Annotated in this window: 12 protein-coding genes; 3 read left to right on the forward strand and 9 right to left on the reverse strand. The window is 55.7% G+C overall.

Translation table 11 applies throughout. The annotated features are described in order from the left end of the window. Position 1: 1 nt before the first annotated feature. Positions 2-1,276 (reverse strand): pyruvate dehydrogenase complex dihydrolipoamide acetyltransferase, encoded by a 1,275-nt coding sequence (locus ACIQ5B_RS01335; protein WP_397597439.1) that lies wholly within the window; start codon positions 1,274-1,276, stop codon positions 2-4. Between the two features lie 153 nt (positions 1,277-1,429). On the opposite strand from ACIQ5B_RS01335, the gene ACIQ5B_RS01340 reads away from it, so the two are divergent. Beyond that, the gene (locus tag ACIQ5B_RS01340) at positions 1,430-1,885 is read left to right on the forward strand and encodes a universal stress protein (RefSeq protein WP_324476619.1); all 456 of its coding nucleotides are present in this window, start codon (positions 1,430-1,432) and stop codon (positions 1,883-1,885) included. Here ACIQ5B_RS01340 and rnr read toward each other — a convergent pair. The 3 genes from rnr to phaR are packed head-to-tail and all read right to left on the reverse strand — an operon-like array spanning position 1,882 to position 6,285. Beyond that, positions 1,882-4,155, reverse strand: a complete 2,274-nt coding sequence (gene rnr / locus ACIQ5B_RS01345; RefSeq protein WP_397597440.1) for a ribonuclease R — start codon at positions 4,153-4,155, stop codon at positions 1,882-1,884. The genes ACIQ5B_RS01340 and rnr overlap by 4 nt on opposite strands. Positions 4,156-4,158: 3 nt before the next feature. Next, positions 4,159-5,688, reverse strand: coding sequence for a proline--tRNA ligase (gene proS, locus ACIQ5B_RS01350; RefSeq protein ID WP_397597441.1), 1,530 nt, complete (start codon positions 5,686-5,688; stop codon positions 4,159-4,161). 39 nt (positions 5,689-5,727) lie between these two features. Beyond that, positions 5,728-6,285: a polyhydroxyalkanoate synthesis repressor PhaR gene (phaR, locus tag ACIQ5B_RS01355; RefSeq protein ID WP_397597442.1), complete on the reverse strand. Its 558-nt coding sequence runs from the start codon at positions 6,283-6,285 to the stop codon at positions 5,728-5,730. A gap of 312 nt (positions 6,286-6,597) precedes the next feature. On the opposite strand from phaR, the gene ACIQ5B_RS01360 reads away from it, so the two are divergent. Then, positions 6,598-9,741: a TonB-dependent receptor domain-containing protein gene (locus tag ACIQ5B_RS01360; protein ID WP_397597443.1), complete on the forward strand. Its 3,144-nt coding sequence runs from the start codon at positions 6,598-6,600 to the stop codon at positions 9,739-9,741. A gap of 86 nt (positions 9,742-9,827) precedes the next feature. Here the strand turns inward: ACIQ5B_RS01360 and alr are convergent, their stop codons facing one another. Both alr and ACIQ5B_RS01370 read right to left on the reverse strand, forming a co-directional pair. After that, entirely contained in the window at positions 9,828-10,871 is a 1,044-nt protein-coding gene (alr, locus tag ACIQ5B_RS01365; RefSeq protein WP_397597444.1) for an alanine racemase, read from the reverse strand. Positions 10,872-10,902: 31 nt separating this feature from the next. Next, positions 10,903-12,489, reverse strand: a complete 1,587-nt coding sequence (locus tag ACIQ5B_RS01370; protein WP_397597445.1) for an MFS transporter — start codon at positions 12,487-12,489, stop codon at positions 10,903-10,905. A 111-nt stretch (positions 12,490-12,600) separates the two neighbouring features. Here ACIQ5B_RS01370 and ACIQ5B_RS01375 point away from each other — a divergent pair, with 111 nt between their 5' ends. Further along, the gene (locus ACIQ5B_RS01375; RefSeq protein WP_397597446.1) at positions 12,601-13,368 is read left to right on the forward strand and encodes a cyclase family protein; all 768 of its coding nucleotides are present in this window, start codon (positions 12,601-12,603) and stop codon (positions 13,366-13,368) included. A gap of 15 nt (positions 13,369-13,383) precedes the next feature. On the opposite strand, the gene ACIQ5B_RS01380 is transcribed toward ACIQ5B_RS01375, so the two are convergent. The 3 genes from ACIQ5B_RS01380 to ACIQ5B_RS01390 all read right to left on the reverse strand — a co-directional run. Further along, on the reverse strand, positions 13,384-15,405 hold the full coding sequence (locus tag ACIQ5B_RS01380; protein WP_397597447.1) for a biotin carboxylase N-terminal domain-containing protein: 2,022 nt from the start codon (positions 15,403-15,405) through the stop codon (positions 13,384-13,386). Next, positions 15,405-15,755: a DUF1330 domain-containing protein gene (locus ACIQ5B_RS01385; protein WP_397597448.1), complete on the reverse strand. Its 351-nt coding sequence runs from the start codon at positions 15,753-15,755 to the stop codon at positions 15,405-15,407. The genes ACIQ5B_RS01380 and ACIQ5B_RS01385 overlap by 1 nt, the downstream gene beginning before the upstream one ends. 28 nt (positions 15,756-15,783) lie before the next feature. Beyond that, positions 15,784-17,448, reverse strand: a 1,665-nt coding sequence (locus tag ACIQ5B_RS01390; protein ID WP_397597449.1) for a methylmalonyl-CoA mutase family protein, incomplete at its 5' end; no start/stop codon positions are given.

Here is a 17,448-nt window from a genome sequence, read left to right on the forward strand (position 1 = left end):
ATTACGCCACCAAGCCCAGTGGCTTCTCCACCAACTCCTTGAACACCTTCATCAACTGCGCGCCGTCTGCGCCGTCGATGGCGCGGTGGTCGAAGCTGCCGGTGGCCGACATGACTGTGGCGATGGCGAGTGCGTCATCGACGATATAGGGCCGCTTTTCGCCGGCGCCGATCGCCATGATCATCGCCTGTGGCGGGTTGATGACGGCTTCGAATTGCTTGATGCCCATCATGCCCATGTTGGATATGGACGCGGTGCCGCCCTGATATTCATGGGGTTGCAGCTTGCCTTCCTTCGCGCGGGCCGCAAGTTCGGCAATTTCGGTCGAGATTTTGGACAGCGACTTGTTTGCTGCGTCCGTCACGATGGGCGTAATCAGGCCGGTGGGCACCGATACCGCAACGCTGATGTCGGCGCGGCTATATTGCAGCATATTGTCGCCGGCGAAGCTGACATTGCATTTGGGGACCTGAATCAGCGCAAGGCCAAGCGCCTTTATCAGCATGTCGTTGACCGACAGCTTGATGCCGCGCGGTTCCAGCGACGCGTTAAGCTCTCCGCGCAGCTTGAGCAAAGCATCGAGGCGGACGTCGACGGTCAAATAGATGTGCGGAACCTGCTGCTTGGATTCGGTCAGACGGCGCGCAATGGTTTTGCGCATGTTGGAGAGCTTGACGACTTCGTGCGGAATGTCGGTATCGATTGCCGCAACCGGAGCCGCAGGTGCTTCCCGGCGAAGGCCGGGATCCATTGTGGTTGCTGTGGCTGGGCTCCGGCCTGCGCCGGAGAACGCCTCGACATCCGCCTTTACAATGCGTCCATTGGGACCCGTTCCGCTAATAGCCGCAAGATCAACGCCCGAATTCGCCGCGATGCGCTTTGCCAATGGACTGGCCTTGATGCGGTCACCTGAGGAATGCGATGGCGCAGCAACGGGCGCGGTGACTGGCGCTGGTGCAGCAGCCACTGCTGCAGGCTTAGGCGCTTGCGCGGCGACAGGCGCGGCAGGCTTTGGTGTGGCGGACGCAACGTCATCTTCACCCTGAATGATTGCAATGACCGTGCCGACTTTCACGCCGTCGGTGCCTTCGGCAACGAGCAATTGTGTAATCACACCTTCGTCGACCGCTTCGAACTCCATCGTCGCTTTGTCGGTTTCGATCTCTGCGATCAAATCACCGGACGAAACAGTGTCCCCTTCCTTCACCAGCCATCTGGCAAGCGTGCCTTCTTCCATGGTTGGGGAAAGTGCGGGCATTTTGAGTTCGATAGACATCGGGTTTGGCCTTTTTTGGTCGCAATTTGAAATAATCGCATAGCCAAGCTTTCCCAAGCGTCAAGCGCGATAAGGTTGCCAAGGATGCAAATTTCGCGCAGGCTATACGAATTCATAAAGGCTGGCCGCAGGGGCCCATGCCGGGGGAAGCGCATGCGCACATATCTGGTTGTCATTGACGAGACCGAAGAAGCGCGGCTTGCGCTGCGGTTTGCGTCGCGTCGTGCCGCAAAAACGGGTGGAACCGTGCACATCCTTGCGCTCGTTGAACAGGCGGATTTTGTCGCCTGGGGTGGCGTGCAAGCGACGATGGAGGAAGAAGCGCGCGACCGGGCTGAACAGCTTGTGACCGCCGCTGCTGGATCCATTTTTGACGAAATGGGTGTTCGTCCCGCAATCACCGTGAAGCCCGGCGAAGCCATTGACGTGGTCAAGGTCATGCTGGAGGAACATCCCGGTATCGCCGCACTTGTACTCGGTGCCGCAGCCCAAGGCGCTCCGGGGCCACTTATTGCGCACTTTACCGGAATTAATGCAGGGACATTGCCCTGCCCGGTTATGGTGATCCCCGGCTCGCTGAGCGATGCGCAATTGGATGAATTGAGCTAGCGCCGCTTGCCCTGATGCCGAATGTTCCCGGGGCGTCCGCGTTTGCCCGCGTCATATTTACCGGCCTTTGGCTTACCCTTATGTTTGAACCGGTCCGGCGCATAGCTGCCACCTTCGGGCAATTCGAAGCGGAGTGATCCCGAAATAGGGTTGGCTTCGGCCAAGCGGAGTTCAAGGCGCATGCCCGGGCGATATTCCTGCCGCGTTTTTTCGCCGATGAGCACTTGGCTCGCCTCATCATAATGGAAATAATCTTTTCCAAGTGTTGAGACCGGAACTAAGCCATCACCGCCAACGCCTTCAACTGTTGCGAAAAAACCGAAATTTTGAACGCCGGTGATGCGTGCCTGAACCACTTGCCCGACCTGCGCCGACAGATATGCCGCGATATAGCGGTCTGTGGTCTCGCGCTCGGCTTCCATCGCGCGGCGTTCGGTGCGGCTAATCGCTTCGGCGGTCGCGGGTAATCGTGCAATCGCGGCCTCAGTCAGACCGGTTATTGGTTCGACATCCTTGATCTTCGGCTTGGGCATTTCCAGCCCATAGGCACTGACCAACGCGCGATGCACGATAAGGTCGGCATAACGGCGAATGGGTGAGGTAAAGTGCGCGTAGCTGCCCAAGGACAGGCCGAAATGTCCGACATTGGTCGGGCCATAATAAGCCTGAGTCTGGCTGCGGAGGACGGCTTCCATAATTTGTGGGCGGATTTCTTCGTCGATGATCTTTGCCAAGATCCCGTTGAAGGTTTCCGGCTTAACCACCTGCCCCAGCGCAAAATCAATGTCGAAGGTTTTGAGATATTCCTTCAACGCGACCAGCTTTTCGCGGCCTGGCGGTTCATGGGCGCGGTAAATGAGCGAGGATTTCTTCGCCTCTAAGGCTTTGGCGGCCGCGACATTGGCCGCGATCATGAAATCTTCGACCAAACGATGCGCTTCAAGCTGCTCGCGTTCGGCAACGCCCGTCACGCGGCCTTGTGCATCCAGCGTGATACGCTTTTCGGGCAAGTTTAGTTCCAATGGCGCGCGCTTGGCACGCGCCTTCGACAGCAGCCGCCAACATGCCCATAATGGCTTTAGCGCGGTCTCCAGCAACGGATTTTCCATCGTCCCGTCAATCGCGGCTTGTGCGTCGGGATAAGGAATATTGGCGGCAATCCGCGCCACTGCGCGCGTGAAGCGCCATGACGTCACTTGGCCCGTCTTACCAATGGCAAGGTGGCAAGCGAGTACCGCACGGTCTTCCCCCGCCCGCAACGAGCATTTGTCCGATGACAATGCGTGCGGCAACATGGGCACGACCAGGTCTGGGAAATAGACACTGTTCCCGCGCTTCGACGCCTCATGGTCAAGCGCGCTGCCCGGACGGACATAATAGCTGACGTCCGCAATCGCGACGATGGCGTCAAATCCGCCCGTATCCGCATTTGGCGTTGCCCAAATCGCATCATCGAAATCACGCGCATCGCGGGGGTCAATGGCAATAATCGGCAGGTGGCGCAGGTCTTCGCGATGGTCGTCGGTGACGGGCAGTTCGCGTACACGTTCCGCTTCGCGCTCCACGGTTTCTGGCATCTCAAACGGAATGCCGAATTTATGAATGGCAATGAGGCTGAAGCTTTTCGGCGCAAACGGGTCGCCCAGAACCTGCGTTACCCGCGCCGATTTTTTGTGCGCGTTCCCGGTCAATTCCGCAAGGACCAGCTCGCCAGCTTTTGCGTCACCAACATCACCGATTTGGGTGTCGAACCGTGATTTCTTGTCAACGGATTTTAGCCAGAAACGCCCATTTTCGCCGCCTTCGACAACACCCAAAATCTGCTCGCTACCCTTGGCGAGTTTCTTCATAACATGCGCGGCCCAGCCATTGCCGCGTTCTTCGGTGCGCGCCAAAATGCGGTCGCCAATGCCCAACGCACTGTTGCGCTTGCCTTTGGTCTCGATCACCCGGATCTTGGGTGCCGGAATGCCTTCAGCTTCCCAATGCTCCGGAATGGCCACCGCTTGGTTGCCGTCAATCGCAATAATTTTCAGCACCGTGACTTTTGGCACGCCGCCCATTTTGTGAAAGGCACGACCCGGTGCCATGTCAATCAGGCCTTCATCGGTCATGTCTTTCAACAATGCCTTCAGCGCGATCTTTTCATGCCCGCGCAAGCCGAATTCCCGCGCAATCTCACGCTTTCCCGCAGGGTCGTTGGACGACTGGATAAAGGCGAGTATCTGTTCGCGGGACGGAAGACCTTCAAAATGGGTTCTTTTGGCCATTCCCTAATAAGTCCGGCCAATAAGGATCCGTTCCACGGCAGGTTCGCCGGTAAAAAAGCATGCGCCGTCGACCGCCGCCGCATCAATTGGGCTGTTCCGCATCGTCAGTTTGAGCGCTTTTAACTGCTCAACGATTTTATCGAGTGCAGCGCCGGTTGGGCGTGCCCACTGAACCTCTACCCAGCCAGCAAACTTCGCCTCGTCACCAGCAAAATGCGCGGCAAGGTCGGTGACGTCGCGGCGGATGTTGGCATCAAGCCGCTCTTTTGCTTGCGTGTACAATGTGGACTGAATGTCCTCGAGCAAGCCAGCGGCCGCCGCGACAAATTCATCGCGCGGGGTAAATGCCGTCGCAAGCTTGCCGTCGTCCTTATACAGGCGATCACGGCGCAAAACGGCCGCTTTGCCTTCGCCCACATCGCGTGGGCCCACTTCAACGATGATGGGCGCGCCTTTCTTGACCCAAGACCAACGCTTGTTCGATGCCTTCGCCGCTTTGGTATCCAGCAATACGCGCAAGGGTTCGCCGAACGCACTTAACGCGAGCAATTCGAGGCGCAGGCTGCGGCAATATTCCAGCACGGCTTCGTCTTCGTCATTGTCGCGCAACATTGGTATAATGACGATTTGGTGCGGGGCAATTTGCGGCGGACAGCGCAAGCCATCATCATCGCCATGCGTCATGATAACGCCGCCAATCATCCGCGTGGAAACACCCCAGCTGGTGGTGTGCGCAAATTGTTGGCTGCCGTCCTTATCCTGATATTTGATGCCCGATGCTTCGGCAAAACCGGTGCCCAGATAATGCGACGTGCCAGCCTGCAAAGCTTTGCCGTCCTGCATCATCGCTTCGATGCTATATGTTGCAACGGCGCCCGGGAAGCGTTCATTCTCGGGCTTTTCGCCAGCCACGACTGGCATGGCCAGGGGCCCCTCGGCGAAGGCGCGATACATTTCGAGCGCGCGCATGGTTTCCTGCATCGCATCGGCGCGATCGGCGTGGGCGGTGTGCCCTTCCTGCCATAGAAACTCACTGGTGCGCAGAAACATACGCGTGCGCATTTCCCAGCGCACAACATTGGCCCATTGATTGACCATCAACGGCAAATCACGCCAGCTTTGGACCCATCGGCTCATCGCCGCACCAATCACCGTTTCCGATGTTGGGCGAACAACCAGCGGCTCTTCCAGCTTGGAATCCGGATCCGGGATCAACTTGCCTTTGCCATCACCAATTAAGCGGTGGTGCGTGACGACCGCCATTTCCTTCGCAAAGCCCTCCACATGGTCGGCTTCTTTTTCAAAAAACGACAAGGGGATGAACAACGGGAAATAGCAGTTTTCCACGCCTGCAGCTTTGATTTCCGCGTCCATCAGCTTTTGGATGCGTTCCCACATGCCATAGCCCCATGGCCGGATAACCATGCAACCACGGACACCCGATTCTTCTGCGAGATCGGCCTCCGAAATAACTTCCTGATACCAGCCCGCGAAATTTTGCGCGCGCGTGACGCTTAAAGCATGTTTTATCAAAATCTTACCTGTTACTTTATAGTGATTATGGCTGCGGCGTTAATCCGTCGCAATTTTATCAAGCTTCGCCTGCAATTCCGCAATCTGCCGCTTAAGATCCGCAACTGTCTCTGTCTGCGCAGCTTTGCCGCCCGTAAGGCCGCCAAGATTGGGCATCAACGCTTCGCGTGCAGAACGCATGAATTCGATATTCTGTTTTGCAATATGGCCAAAAGGACCGGAGGTGATTGCGGTTTCAATCGCATCCTGCACCTGCTTTTGGTTCTTGCGGAAATTGTCCATGGAGCTTTCCAGAAACTGCGGGACCATGCCCTGCATGGAATCCCCATACATGGCGATCAATTGTTTCAGGAAGCCGACTGGCAACATCTGCTGTCCGCTATTTTCTTCTTCCATGATGATTTGTGTCAGCACACCATGGGTAATGTCCTCATTCGTTTTGGCATCAACAACTTTGAAGTCGATATCCTTACGAGTCAGTTCCGCCAGGAAGTCCAACGTAATATATTTGGACGAATGCGTGTTGTAGAGCCGCCGGTTCGCGTATTTTTTGATGATGATGGGGCCATCACCATTTCTGCTGGCTGCACGTGCCATTCATATTCCTTTCGCGGATGTTAGAAGTCCGATAGCACCAAGCTGTGGTGCACTGCAACATCGGCGCGCGGTGCAGCGAAATTTGCCTAAGGTTCAGGGACTTTTGGGAGCACATTGAAAGGGAATTTGCCTGTCGTGCTCTGACTTTTTGATGTCTAAACCTGTCCGCTACAGCGGTTTGCCCTATGTGGCCTGACAGCAACAATATCGGAAAAAGCAGTTTTTTTCTTCGGGAGCTATTGCACATGTTGTCCGTCTACGCTTTACTGGACTATTAATTGAAAATGAACAAAACAGCTGGGGATTTTTTTAATGAAGAAGTCACGTTTATTGGTCGCAGGCTCCGCTATCAGCCTAGCGCTGTTTAGCGCCGTTCCATCCTACGCGCAGGATGCGCAGCCTGATGAAAGCAGCGCTGAAGAGTCCTCCAAAAACGAAGAAGTCATCACGGTAACCGGATCGCGCATCAGACTTCCTAATCTTGAATCAATCGAGCCGACAACGACTCTCGATTATCGCCAACTGCGCGAACGCAATTTTACGAACATAGCCGATGCGTTGAACGAGCTTCCTGGGATTCGCGGAAGTGTTACGCCGCAGGGCGGTCAAGGCTTTGGTCAAGGTGTAAACTTCGCCAACAGCTATGGCCTCGGTTCAAACCGCACTCTCACACTTATAAATGGTCGTCGTTTTGTAAGTTCGAACGTAGCGACGATTTTTGCAAACGCGGGCGCCGGAACGCAAGTCGACCTTAACACACAGCCAAGTATCCTTACCGATAAAATCGACCAGCTTAGCGTGGGCGGTGCGCCTATCTATGGTTCGGACGCCATTTCGGGTGTTATCAACATTTTCCAGCGGACACGTTTTGACGGTGCTGAGTTTTCAGTCACCACAGGCATTACCGCCCGCGGTGACAATGCAAATTACAATTTCTCCGGGATCATCGGAAAAGATTTCCTGGACGACCGCCTGAATATTACGGTTGCTTTCTCACGCGACGAGTTGGATGGCCTCGAATATAATGACCGTGATTTTCTGCGTCGTCGGATTGGTAACGGAACGAATCCATCCGATGCGCAAAATGCATCGCTCCGTTTTCCCGGCGTCAATCAAACGAACGACGGTCGTTTGAATACTGGCATAGGATTTAACAACAGTTCTACCGATGGATGGCCTGGTTCGGTTCTTATTCGCAACGTTAACATTCCATTCCTGACACGTGGCGGTCTAATCACTGGCACCAACCTCTCCGGTGCGGGAACAAACCCGCTAAATCCAGCGGTCCCCTTTGGTACGCGCACATCTAGCGGTCTGCAGTTTGACTCCAGCGGTAATCTTATACCCTTTAATCAGGGTGTTGTTTTTCCGGGTACGTCAGGTTCAGGTGGCGACGGTTTCGTATTCTCGGACTTCACGCAGATCACCTCTGATCTCAATCGTACAAGCGCAAATGCATTCGTAACTTTTGATGTGACTCCAGATGTCGAGCTGTTTTTTGAGGGAAGCTACTTCGAATCGCGTGCTGACGAATTGACGCAGCAGCCCACGTTCAACAGCTCGCTTTTCGGCGGCCTTAGTGGCGCGCTGACATTCTCCGTAGACAACCCGTTGTTGACGCCACAAGCGCGGGCGGCACTGGTTTCACGCGGTGTTACGACGTTCAGCCTATCTCGCGCATCTGATGACTATGCCGATCTTACCGGTTTCAACAAAACCCGTTTGTATAACATGGTCGGTGGTTTGAAAGCGGATCTGAACGTTTTTGGTCGTTCGTTGAATTTTGAAACATATGCTAGCCACGGCAAGACGCGCAGCATGGATTTTGGTCAAGATTTGAATGCCCAAAATTTCATCAATGCTGTAAACGTGACGCGTGACGGAAATGGCCAAATTGTATGTACAACAGCGCCTACGCGCCTTGTCGGTACCACGCTAACCGGTTTTGCTGCTCCTGGTGGCACGCCGATTGCGGATCCAAATTGCGTTCCCCTTGATGTGTTTGGTGATGGTCGCGCATCCGCAACAGCGCGGGACTATGTCATCGAAGATTTTGTGACCATCAGTGAGCAAGAGCAGACAGTTTTCAACGCCAACATTGGTGGTTCGCTGTTTGATCTTTGGGCAGGCCCGGTTGGTTTCAACATTGGGTATGAGCACCGTGACGAGAAAGCGAGCTTTACACCTAGTGATTTCCAGCAGGCAGGTCGGGGACGCTCCGTTGCTATTACACCTTTGTCCGGTAGGTATAATCTTGACGAGGCGTTCGGCGAGCTAGTTGTGCCGCTTGTTATTGAAGAGAATAATGTTCCTTTCATTCACAACGCGTCTATCACCGCACGTGGTCGTTATTCTGATAACACCGTAAACGGAGGGTTCGCATCATACATGGTCGGCGGCACCCTTGCACCGATCCCCGACGTGGAATTCCGTGGTAACTTCACACGGTCCTTCCGTTCTCCTGCGATCACAGAGCTGTTCCTGCCAAAGGTGAACACCTTTGCATTCGTTCCAGATCTGTGTCAGCCCTCGGCACGTAACGCGGGCCCGGCACCTACAATCCGTGCCGCGAACTGCGCTGCTTTCATCGCAGCGTTTCCAGGAACCGATTTCAACTCTCCGGACCCTGCATCTACGGCGAGTGTGCCTGCGCAGTCCGGCGGAAATCCAAACCTGGATAACGAAGCTGCTGACAGTTATAGCTTCGGCGTCATTGTTCGTCCGACATTCATCCCAAGACTGTCAATCACGGCGGACTACATCGACATTACGCTGAATAAGCCAATTTCGAACTTGACGATCGCGCAGATTGCGTCCGGTTGTTTCGACAACCCTAACTTTGATAAGTCGGACCCATCCAATGGTAACGGCTTCTGTGAACAGATTAACTATGGTCCCAATGGACGTGTTCAGGGTGATCCACAAAACCCCGCTGTCCGCAGCGGTTTTGTTAATGGCAACAATATCAAGTTTAGCGGAATTCAAGGAACAATTGGTTACGATCTTCCATTGTTCAAAGGTACATTTACATTAGGTGGCGACATGCTTTATGTCCGGCGCCGTCTTGTAGACATTACCGGTGTTGCGCCAAGCCGCAGTGACGGGGTCATTGGAGACCCTGAATTCTCGGGCCAGTTGCGTTTCCGCTACGCTCAAGAAGAGTTCGGCGTTACGACAACAGTAACATACACCGGAGAACAGTTGTTTAGCCGATTGAACCGTGCGCCAGGAGTGGCTGGTTCTGGGCCCGATGCGCGCGAAGTCGACAAGCTAAATGACTTTTTCATCGTCAGCGGTGGCTTTTTTATCGATGCAACCGACGATTTCCGTATCACTCTGTCGGTTACAAACTTGCTTAACCGCCAAGGACAGAATTACTTCGGTGAGCTCCATCCTTCTAGCTACAACGATTTGATTGGCCGCCGCTTCCAAATGAGCGTTCGTGCCACGTTCTAATCGTTACACATAGAAATTGAAAAGGGCGCCCGTGTGGCGCCCTTTTTTATTGGTTTATCCGCAGGCCACTAAAACGCGCCAGCGAACTACCGCCAAATGCGTTCGAAGCGGGTTCCCAGATTGGTGAGCAATTCATATTGCGATAGCCCCGTCAGCGCCGATGCTGTGGGCAGGTGATAATCGACGTCTACCCAGTCGCCTTCGCGAAGCTCAGGCGCCGCACTGACGTCGATTGTCACGAGATCCATGGATACGCGCCCCAGAACAGGCAATGCGGCCGCGCCATGATGCGCTGTTCCCTTGCTAGAGAAGGCGCGCAGATACCCATCGGCATATCCGATAGAAATCGTCCCGACGGTCGTATCGTTTCCACAGATATGTGTCGCGTTGTAACCAATAGGCGCGCCGGCAGGCAGTGCCCGCACCTGAAGCAAGCGTGCGGAAAGACGCGCGACGGGCTTGATGAAGGCCTCCATGCCGGAGCGTGCGATGCCGCCATATACGCTGAGCCCGGGGCGCGTGAGATCATAATGATAATCCGCACCGAGCATGATGCCCGCACTGTTGGCAAGGCTCAGGCGCTTCGCGCCCGAAGCAGCCGCATGTTCATGGAATAGGCGCTGTTGTGCTTCGTTCTGCGCGCTATCCTCATCCGCCGACGCCAGATGCGACAACAGCAAATCAACATCGAGATCGTGTAAGCGGCATTGCGACATCTGCTCCGGCCCGATGCCAAGCCGATTGATGCCGCTGTCGAACATGATGTGGCAACGTCCGCCACCTGACGCGTGCCAGATCGCGACCTGTTCTGGCGTGTTCAGCACGGGCACTGCGCCTAAAGCGCGTATGTGCGGAATGTCAGCGGCCTGAATGCCGTTTAAGACGGACATCCAGGCCGGAGGAATAACATCCGCGATCGCAGCGGCTTCGCCCCAATGGGCAACGAAAAAGTCGCGGCACCCTGCATCGCGCAACCGCGCCGCCACTTCGCGCGCGCCAAGGCCATAGCCGTTGGCCTTTACCGCCGCGCCAGCCTGCGCCGAGCCGCTGCGTGCGTTGAGCGCTTTCCAGTTCGAAGCGAGAGCTTCGCCATCAAGGATTAAACGCAGTGGGGGTTCAAAATCGGTCATCCGCGGCCTTTTGCCCCTACCCCATTGCGTGTCAATCCAGCTTGGTCTTTCCCGACGTTTCCGGCAGCCAAATCAATGCAACGACAAAGGCCAATGCTGTGACACCGACCGTATACCAAAGACCAGAGAATGGCTGCCCGGTCTGCGCGACAATATATTGCGAGATATAGGGCAGAAAGCCGCCAAAATAACCTGCGCCAATATGATAAGGTATAGACATGGAGGTGTAGCGGATTTTGGCCGGGAACATTTCGACCAAAATGGCTGCAACCTGTCCATAGGTCATACCCGACAACGCGACCATCAGGAACACCGCGAGAATGATTTTCCATGGCTGCCGCTGGGCAGGATCAGATTTGTCGGGATAGCCCGCCTTCTCCAATGCGGCGATATAGGCTTTTTCGTCAAAGCCCTGCAACTGGGCATCGCCGACCTTCAATGACACAGTCTCGCCCGATTGCTTGCTATATGCAATGCCGCGCTTGGTCAGGAAGTTCAGCGCCTGCGCGCATTCGCTTTCGTGAACGCGGTTTAATGCGTTGAAATCACATTCGGGCATCGACAGCGTGACCGGGTTGCTAACAGTCGCGCGCGCAAGTGCGGGATTAGCTGCATCCGCCATCATCCAGAAGATTGGGAACACGCCGATGATAGAAAGGCCGTAGCCCAGCAAAAGCATCCGCTTGCGGCCCCATTTGTCCGACAACCAACCGCATGCAACATAGGTTGGAGCGGCGAGCGCGGCACCCACGGCCATGTACAGCAAGGCATCTGTCTCTGGCACACGCGCCGTACCTGTCAGAAAATAGAGCGTTCCGAATTGCGATGTATAATAGATCACCGTAAGACCCGCGGCGACGCCAAATAGCGCAACCAAGAGACGTCCGATGTTGCCGGGATATTGGAAGCTTTCGACAAACGGATTTTTGGACGTCGTTCCTGCCGCTTTCATGGCCTTGAAAACAGGGCTTTCAGACAATTTAAGCCGCATGAACAGCGATATGGCGAGCAACAAGATCGACGTCAGAAACGGCACGCGCCAACCCCAGGCTTCAAACGCTTCGTTACTCATCGACTGACGGGTGATAAGGACCACGATAACCGCAAGCAAAAAGCCGCCAGCGACCGATGCTTGGATCCAACTGGTATATTGGCCGCGTTTTCCCTCGGGTGCATGTTCGGCAACATATATGGCCGCGCCGCCATATTCACCGCCAAGCGCCAGCCCCTGAAGACAGCGCATCAGCAACAACAGGCCTGCGGCCCAGACGCCTGCGGTCTCAAATGTGGGTAATAGGCCAATCGCGGCGGTCGCGACGCCCATGAGCGTGATCGTCACGAGGAAGGTATATTTCCGCCCAATCTTGTCGCCGAAATAGCCAAATAATATTGCCCCAAGCGGACGAACACCAAAGCCCGCACCGAATATGGCCAGAGAAGCCAGCGTTGCGGCGGTTGGGTTATCTGCAGGAAAGAATAGCTTACCGATCAGCGCCGCTAGGATGCCATAGACAAAGAAGTCATACCATTCGAACACGGTGCCAAGTGATGACGCCGTTATGACCAGGCGGTCCCGTTTCGGATCAAGTGTGATTTCGTTCTCGGTAGCAGCGGCCATGATATTCCCCAAAAAACCCTCTTGCCTGTCTTAATCGCTATGTCGCTCTGTTCAAGCGGCTTGTTGCGCTTATCCACAAGGGCGATTAACGATTTGGGAGAGGAGAAGAGCATGCCGGTATTTATTGATCTGTCGATCCCGATTACCAACGACGTCATTTCCGATCCGCCCGTCATGCGGCCGCAGATTTCCTATATGACGCATGAAAACACGTGGGAACAGATTGCGATGTTTTTCCCGGGGCTCACGAAGAACGACCTTCCCGATGGGGAGGGTTGGGCCGTCGAAAGCCTCACGCTTTCCACGCATAACGGAACGCATATGGACGCGCCGTGGCATTTCCATTCAACAACAGATGCCGGAGCACGCCCTGCCCCATCGATTGACGAAGCGCCGTTGGATTTGTTTTTCGCACCGGGCGTGAAGTTGGATTTTTCGCATTTGCCCGCTGGCCATGTCGTCAGTGCTTCGGAGGTCGAGGCCGAACTCAAGCGTATCGGATATACGCTGCAACCACGCGACATTGTTCTGGTGCAGTCTGGTGCGGTTTACGGCACGGATAATTTCACCGACCAAGGCGTTGGCATGGGCGCGGAAGCAACGCTGTATTTGACCTCGCTGGGCGTGCAGGTTGTCGGCACCGACGCATGGAGCTGGGATGCGCCGTTCAGCCATACGGCCAAGCGTTGGGCCGAAAAGCGCGATCCGTCGATTATTTGGGAAGGACATAAGGCCGGACGTATCCAGCCTTATTACCAAATTGAAAAGCTTACCAATTTGGAAGCATTGCCAGCCTTTGGTTTTACGCTGTCATGCTTCCCCGTGAAGATCGAGCGTGCGAGCGCGGGATGGATACGGGCGGTAGCGATTTTGGATTAAGCCACCGCGCGCATATTATTCCATTTCCAGAATGACAGCATCGACGGCAAGGCTGTCCCCTGCCTTGGCGTTGACAATCTTTACCGTCCCGGATTTCTCGGCGCGCAGGATATTCTCCATCTTCATGGCTTCCACCACGGCGAGTGGTTGCCCTGCTTCCACAGCATCGCCGGCATTGACGTGCAATGTCGTCAACAGGCCGGGCATTGGGCAAATGAGGAATCTGGAGAGATCCGGCGCGATCTTTTCAATCATGTGATCGGCCAAATGCGCAATATGCCCCGGCAGGACGCGCGCGATATGCGTTGCGCCGCGCGTGGTTAGCTTAAAGCCAGTCCGCATCTTCGAAACTTTGACCGCCAGCTCTTCGTCACCGACTTCCGCCTCGATCAAGCGATCACCCGGATCATATTCCATTGAAAGGTCGAAATGTTCCCCGTCGACGTGCATGTCACCATCGACCATTTCGATATCGTGGACAGCGTCACCGATCTTCACTTGCCAGCGTGCGGGCGGTTCCAGCGTATCGCCCAACTGGCCGTCGACATGGCGCGCGCGGTCGGCTTCTGCCGTCGCCACGAACCCTGCGATGGCCGCGAGTGATTTGACCAAATCGGGCGTTGATGCCGCGCCGTGGAAACCGTCCGGATATTCCTCCGCGATAAACCCCGTGGTCAATTCGCCGGAACGGAAGCGCGGGTGCTGCATGATGGCGCTGACGAAATCGATATTGTGGCCAAGGCCTTCGATTTCGAAACGGTCCAGCGCAGCGATTTGCAAGTCAGCCGCTTCGTCGCGGGTTTTGCCCCATGTGATCAGCTTGGCGATCATCGGGTCGTAGAACATAGACACTTCGCCGCCATCATAAACGCCGTCGTCAACGCGAACGCCTTCGACACCGCGACGGCCGTTAGCGTACTCGTCCTCAGTCCAGCCAGCGACTGGCGGACGATAGCGCGTCAGGCGGCCTGTTGAGGGCAGGAATCCTCGATAGGGGTCTTCGGCATAGACGCGGTTTTCAATGGCCCAACCGTCAATCTTGATATCATCCTGCGTCATGGCGAGCTTCTCGCCAGCGGCAACGCGGATCATTTGTTCGACCAGATCGATGCCGGTGATGCATTCGGTCACCGGATGCTCCACCTGCAAACGGGTGTTCATTTCCAGGAAGTAGAAACTCTCGCCGCTCGGGTCTGCACCCGATACGATCAGTTCCACAGTACCCGCCGAATAATAGCCTACTGCACGTGACAATGCGACGCATTGCTCACCCATCGCCTTGCGCATCTTGGGCGTGACGAAGGGCGATGGCGCCTCTTCCACGACCTTCTGATGGCGCCGCTGGATCGAACATTCGCGTTCGTTCAGGTATAAAATATTGCCATGCTGATCGCCCAATATCTGGATTTCGATATGGCGCGGGTTGAGGATGAATTTCTCGATAAAAACGCGGTCGTCGCCGAAGGAATTCAGCCCCTCGCGTTTGGTCGCTTCAAAGCCTTCGCGCACATCCTGCTCATTATAGGCAAGCCGCATCCCCTTGCCGCCGCCGCCCGCGCTGGCCTTCATCATCACTGGATAGCCGATTTCTTCCGAAATCCGCACGGCATGTTCGGTGTCGTCAATCTCACCCACAAAACCGGGAACGACGTTGACGCCTGCTTTCATGGCCAGTTTCTTGGACTCGATCTTGTCGCCCATCGCGGCAATTGCGTTCACGGGCGGGCCGATGAACGCGATGTTTTCCTTGGCCAAAGCCTCGGCAAAGCTGGTGCGTTCGGACAGGAAGCCATAGCCGGGGTGGACTGCCTCCGCGCCCGTTGCCTTACACGCGGCGATGATCTTGTCGGCAATCAAATAAGACTGCGCGGCAGGCGAAGGCCCGATATGCACCGCTTCATCGGCCATTTGCACAAATGGTGCACGCGCATCCGCATCGGAATAGACCGCGACAGTTGCGATCCCCATCCGGCGTGCGGTCTTGATGATACGGCAAGCGATCTCGCCACGGTTGGCGATCAGGATTTTCTTGAACATTAAGGAAGCGTTCCTTCAACAATCATAATGCGGGATATAGCTGTCTTATGCCGGATATCAGCGACGGGACGATATTCTTCGGAGCTTAAAAACGCCTGGGCCGCGGCAAAATGCGAAAATTCAATGACGACCATGCGGCCGCTGGGATCGCTGCCTTCAAGGCTTTCTATTCTACCCCCACGAACGATGTAACGCCCCCCAAATTGGGCAACGATAGGGACAACGGCGGATGTGTATTCTTCGTACGCAGCGGCATCGCGCACATCAACCTCGGCAATGACATAGGCCTTGGCAAGTTGCGCGGCGTTGACGCTGGCTGAAAGCGGCAGAGGCGGTGTTGAACCTACCATGTCTGTTTCCAACAAGATCGCATGCGTCTCACTCCGCCGCATCATGCAACGGCGGCATATTGTGGCCGAGCAACGTCAAAACATCGGCTGCGCACTCAACAACATTGCTGCCCGGACCGTAAATGCCCTGAACACCCGCTTCACGCAGAAAATCATAATCCTGCGGTGGAATAACGCCACCGGCAATGACCTTGATGTCGCCACGCCCCGCTTCGCGCAGACCCTTTATGAGCTCTGGGATCAGCGTCTTATGTCCTGCAGCAAGGCTGGAGGCACCCACGGCATCGACATCATGCTGTAGCGCCAACACAACGGTTTCTTCGGGTGTCTGGAACAATGGCCCGCTGATGACGTCGAAGCCCATGTCGGAAAATGCAGAGGCAATGACGTTCGCACCGCGATCGTGGCCATCCTGCCCCATTTTGGCGACGAGCAATTTTGGTTTGCGGCCCAAGCGGCGGCCAACCGATGCGACGCCGTCGAGCACTTGCGCCCAGCGTTTGTCGAATTCATGCGCGCTGCCATAAATACCCTGCACAGGTACGGGTGTGGTTGCATAGCGGCCAAACACAGCCTCCATTGCGTCCGATATCTCGCCCAGTGTGGCGCGTGCGCGGGCGGCGTCGACGGCCAGCGCGAGCAGGTTTGTGTTCCCCTGCGCAGGCAGGGGTCCAGTCTCGGACGTTGCGTTGTGCGGCACTGGCCCCCGGCCTTCGCCGGGGAACGCACGGGCCCCTTCGGTCAGCGCACTCAATGCGGCCTGACACGCAGCTTTATCACGCGACGCGCGCGTGGCGGCAAGGCGTGCAATCTGGCCCTGACGGACAAAGTCGTTATCGACCTCAAGCGTATCGAGCTGGTCTTCGGTTTCCAGACGATATTTGTTGACGCCAACGATGACGTCTTCACCCTTATCGACCCGTGCCTGACGCGCCGCGGCGGCTTCTTCGATCAAACGCTTGGGCATGCCCGATGCGACAGCCTTGGTCATGCCACCGAGTTCGTCGACCTCACCAATGATTTTCCACGCCTGATCAACCAGCTCAGCGGTCAAGGCTTCGACATAATAGCTGCCGCCCAAAGGATCGACGACCTTTGTAATGCCCGTTTCTTCGGCCAGGATGATTTGCGTGTTCCGCGCAATGCGCGCCGAAAATTCCGTAGGCAGCGCAATGGCTTCGTCCAACGCATTGGTGTGAAGGCTCTGCGTGCCGCCAAGGGTCGCGGCCATGGCTTCAACCGTGGTGCGGATGACGTTGTTATAGGGATCTTGCTCTTGCAACGACACGCCCGATGTCTGGCAATGCGTGCGCAGCATTTTGGAGCGTTCGTCCTTTGCGCCAAGCTCATCCATGACGCGGTGCCACAAGGTGCGCGCGGCGCGCAGCTTTGACACTTCCATGAAGAAGTTCATGCCGATTCCAAAGAAGAAGGACAGCCGTCCGGCAAACGCATCAATATCCAAGCCGGAAGCCATCGCGCGCTGCACATATTCCTTGCCGTCGGCGATGGTGAAGGCAAGCTCCTGCACCGCGGTCGCGCCGGCTTCATGCATATGATAGCCGGAGATGGAGATGCTATTAAACTTCGGCATGTTGGCGCTGGTGTACGCGATTATGTCCGAAACGATCCGCATCGATGGTTCGGGCGGGTAAATATATGTGTTGCGGACCATGAACTCCTTAAGGATGTC

This window comes from Sphingorhabdus sp. (assembly GCF_044374345.1).
Taxonomy (GTDB): Bacteria; Pseudomonadota; Alphaproteobacteria; order Sphingomonadales; family Sphingomonadaceae; genus Sphingorhabdus_B.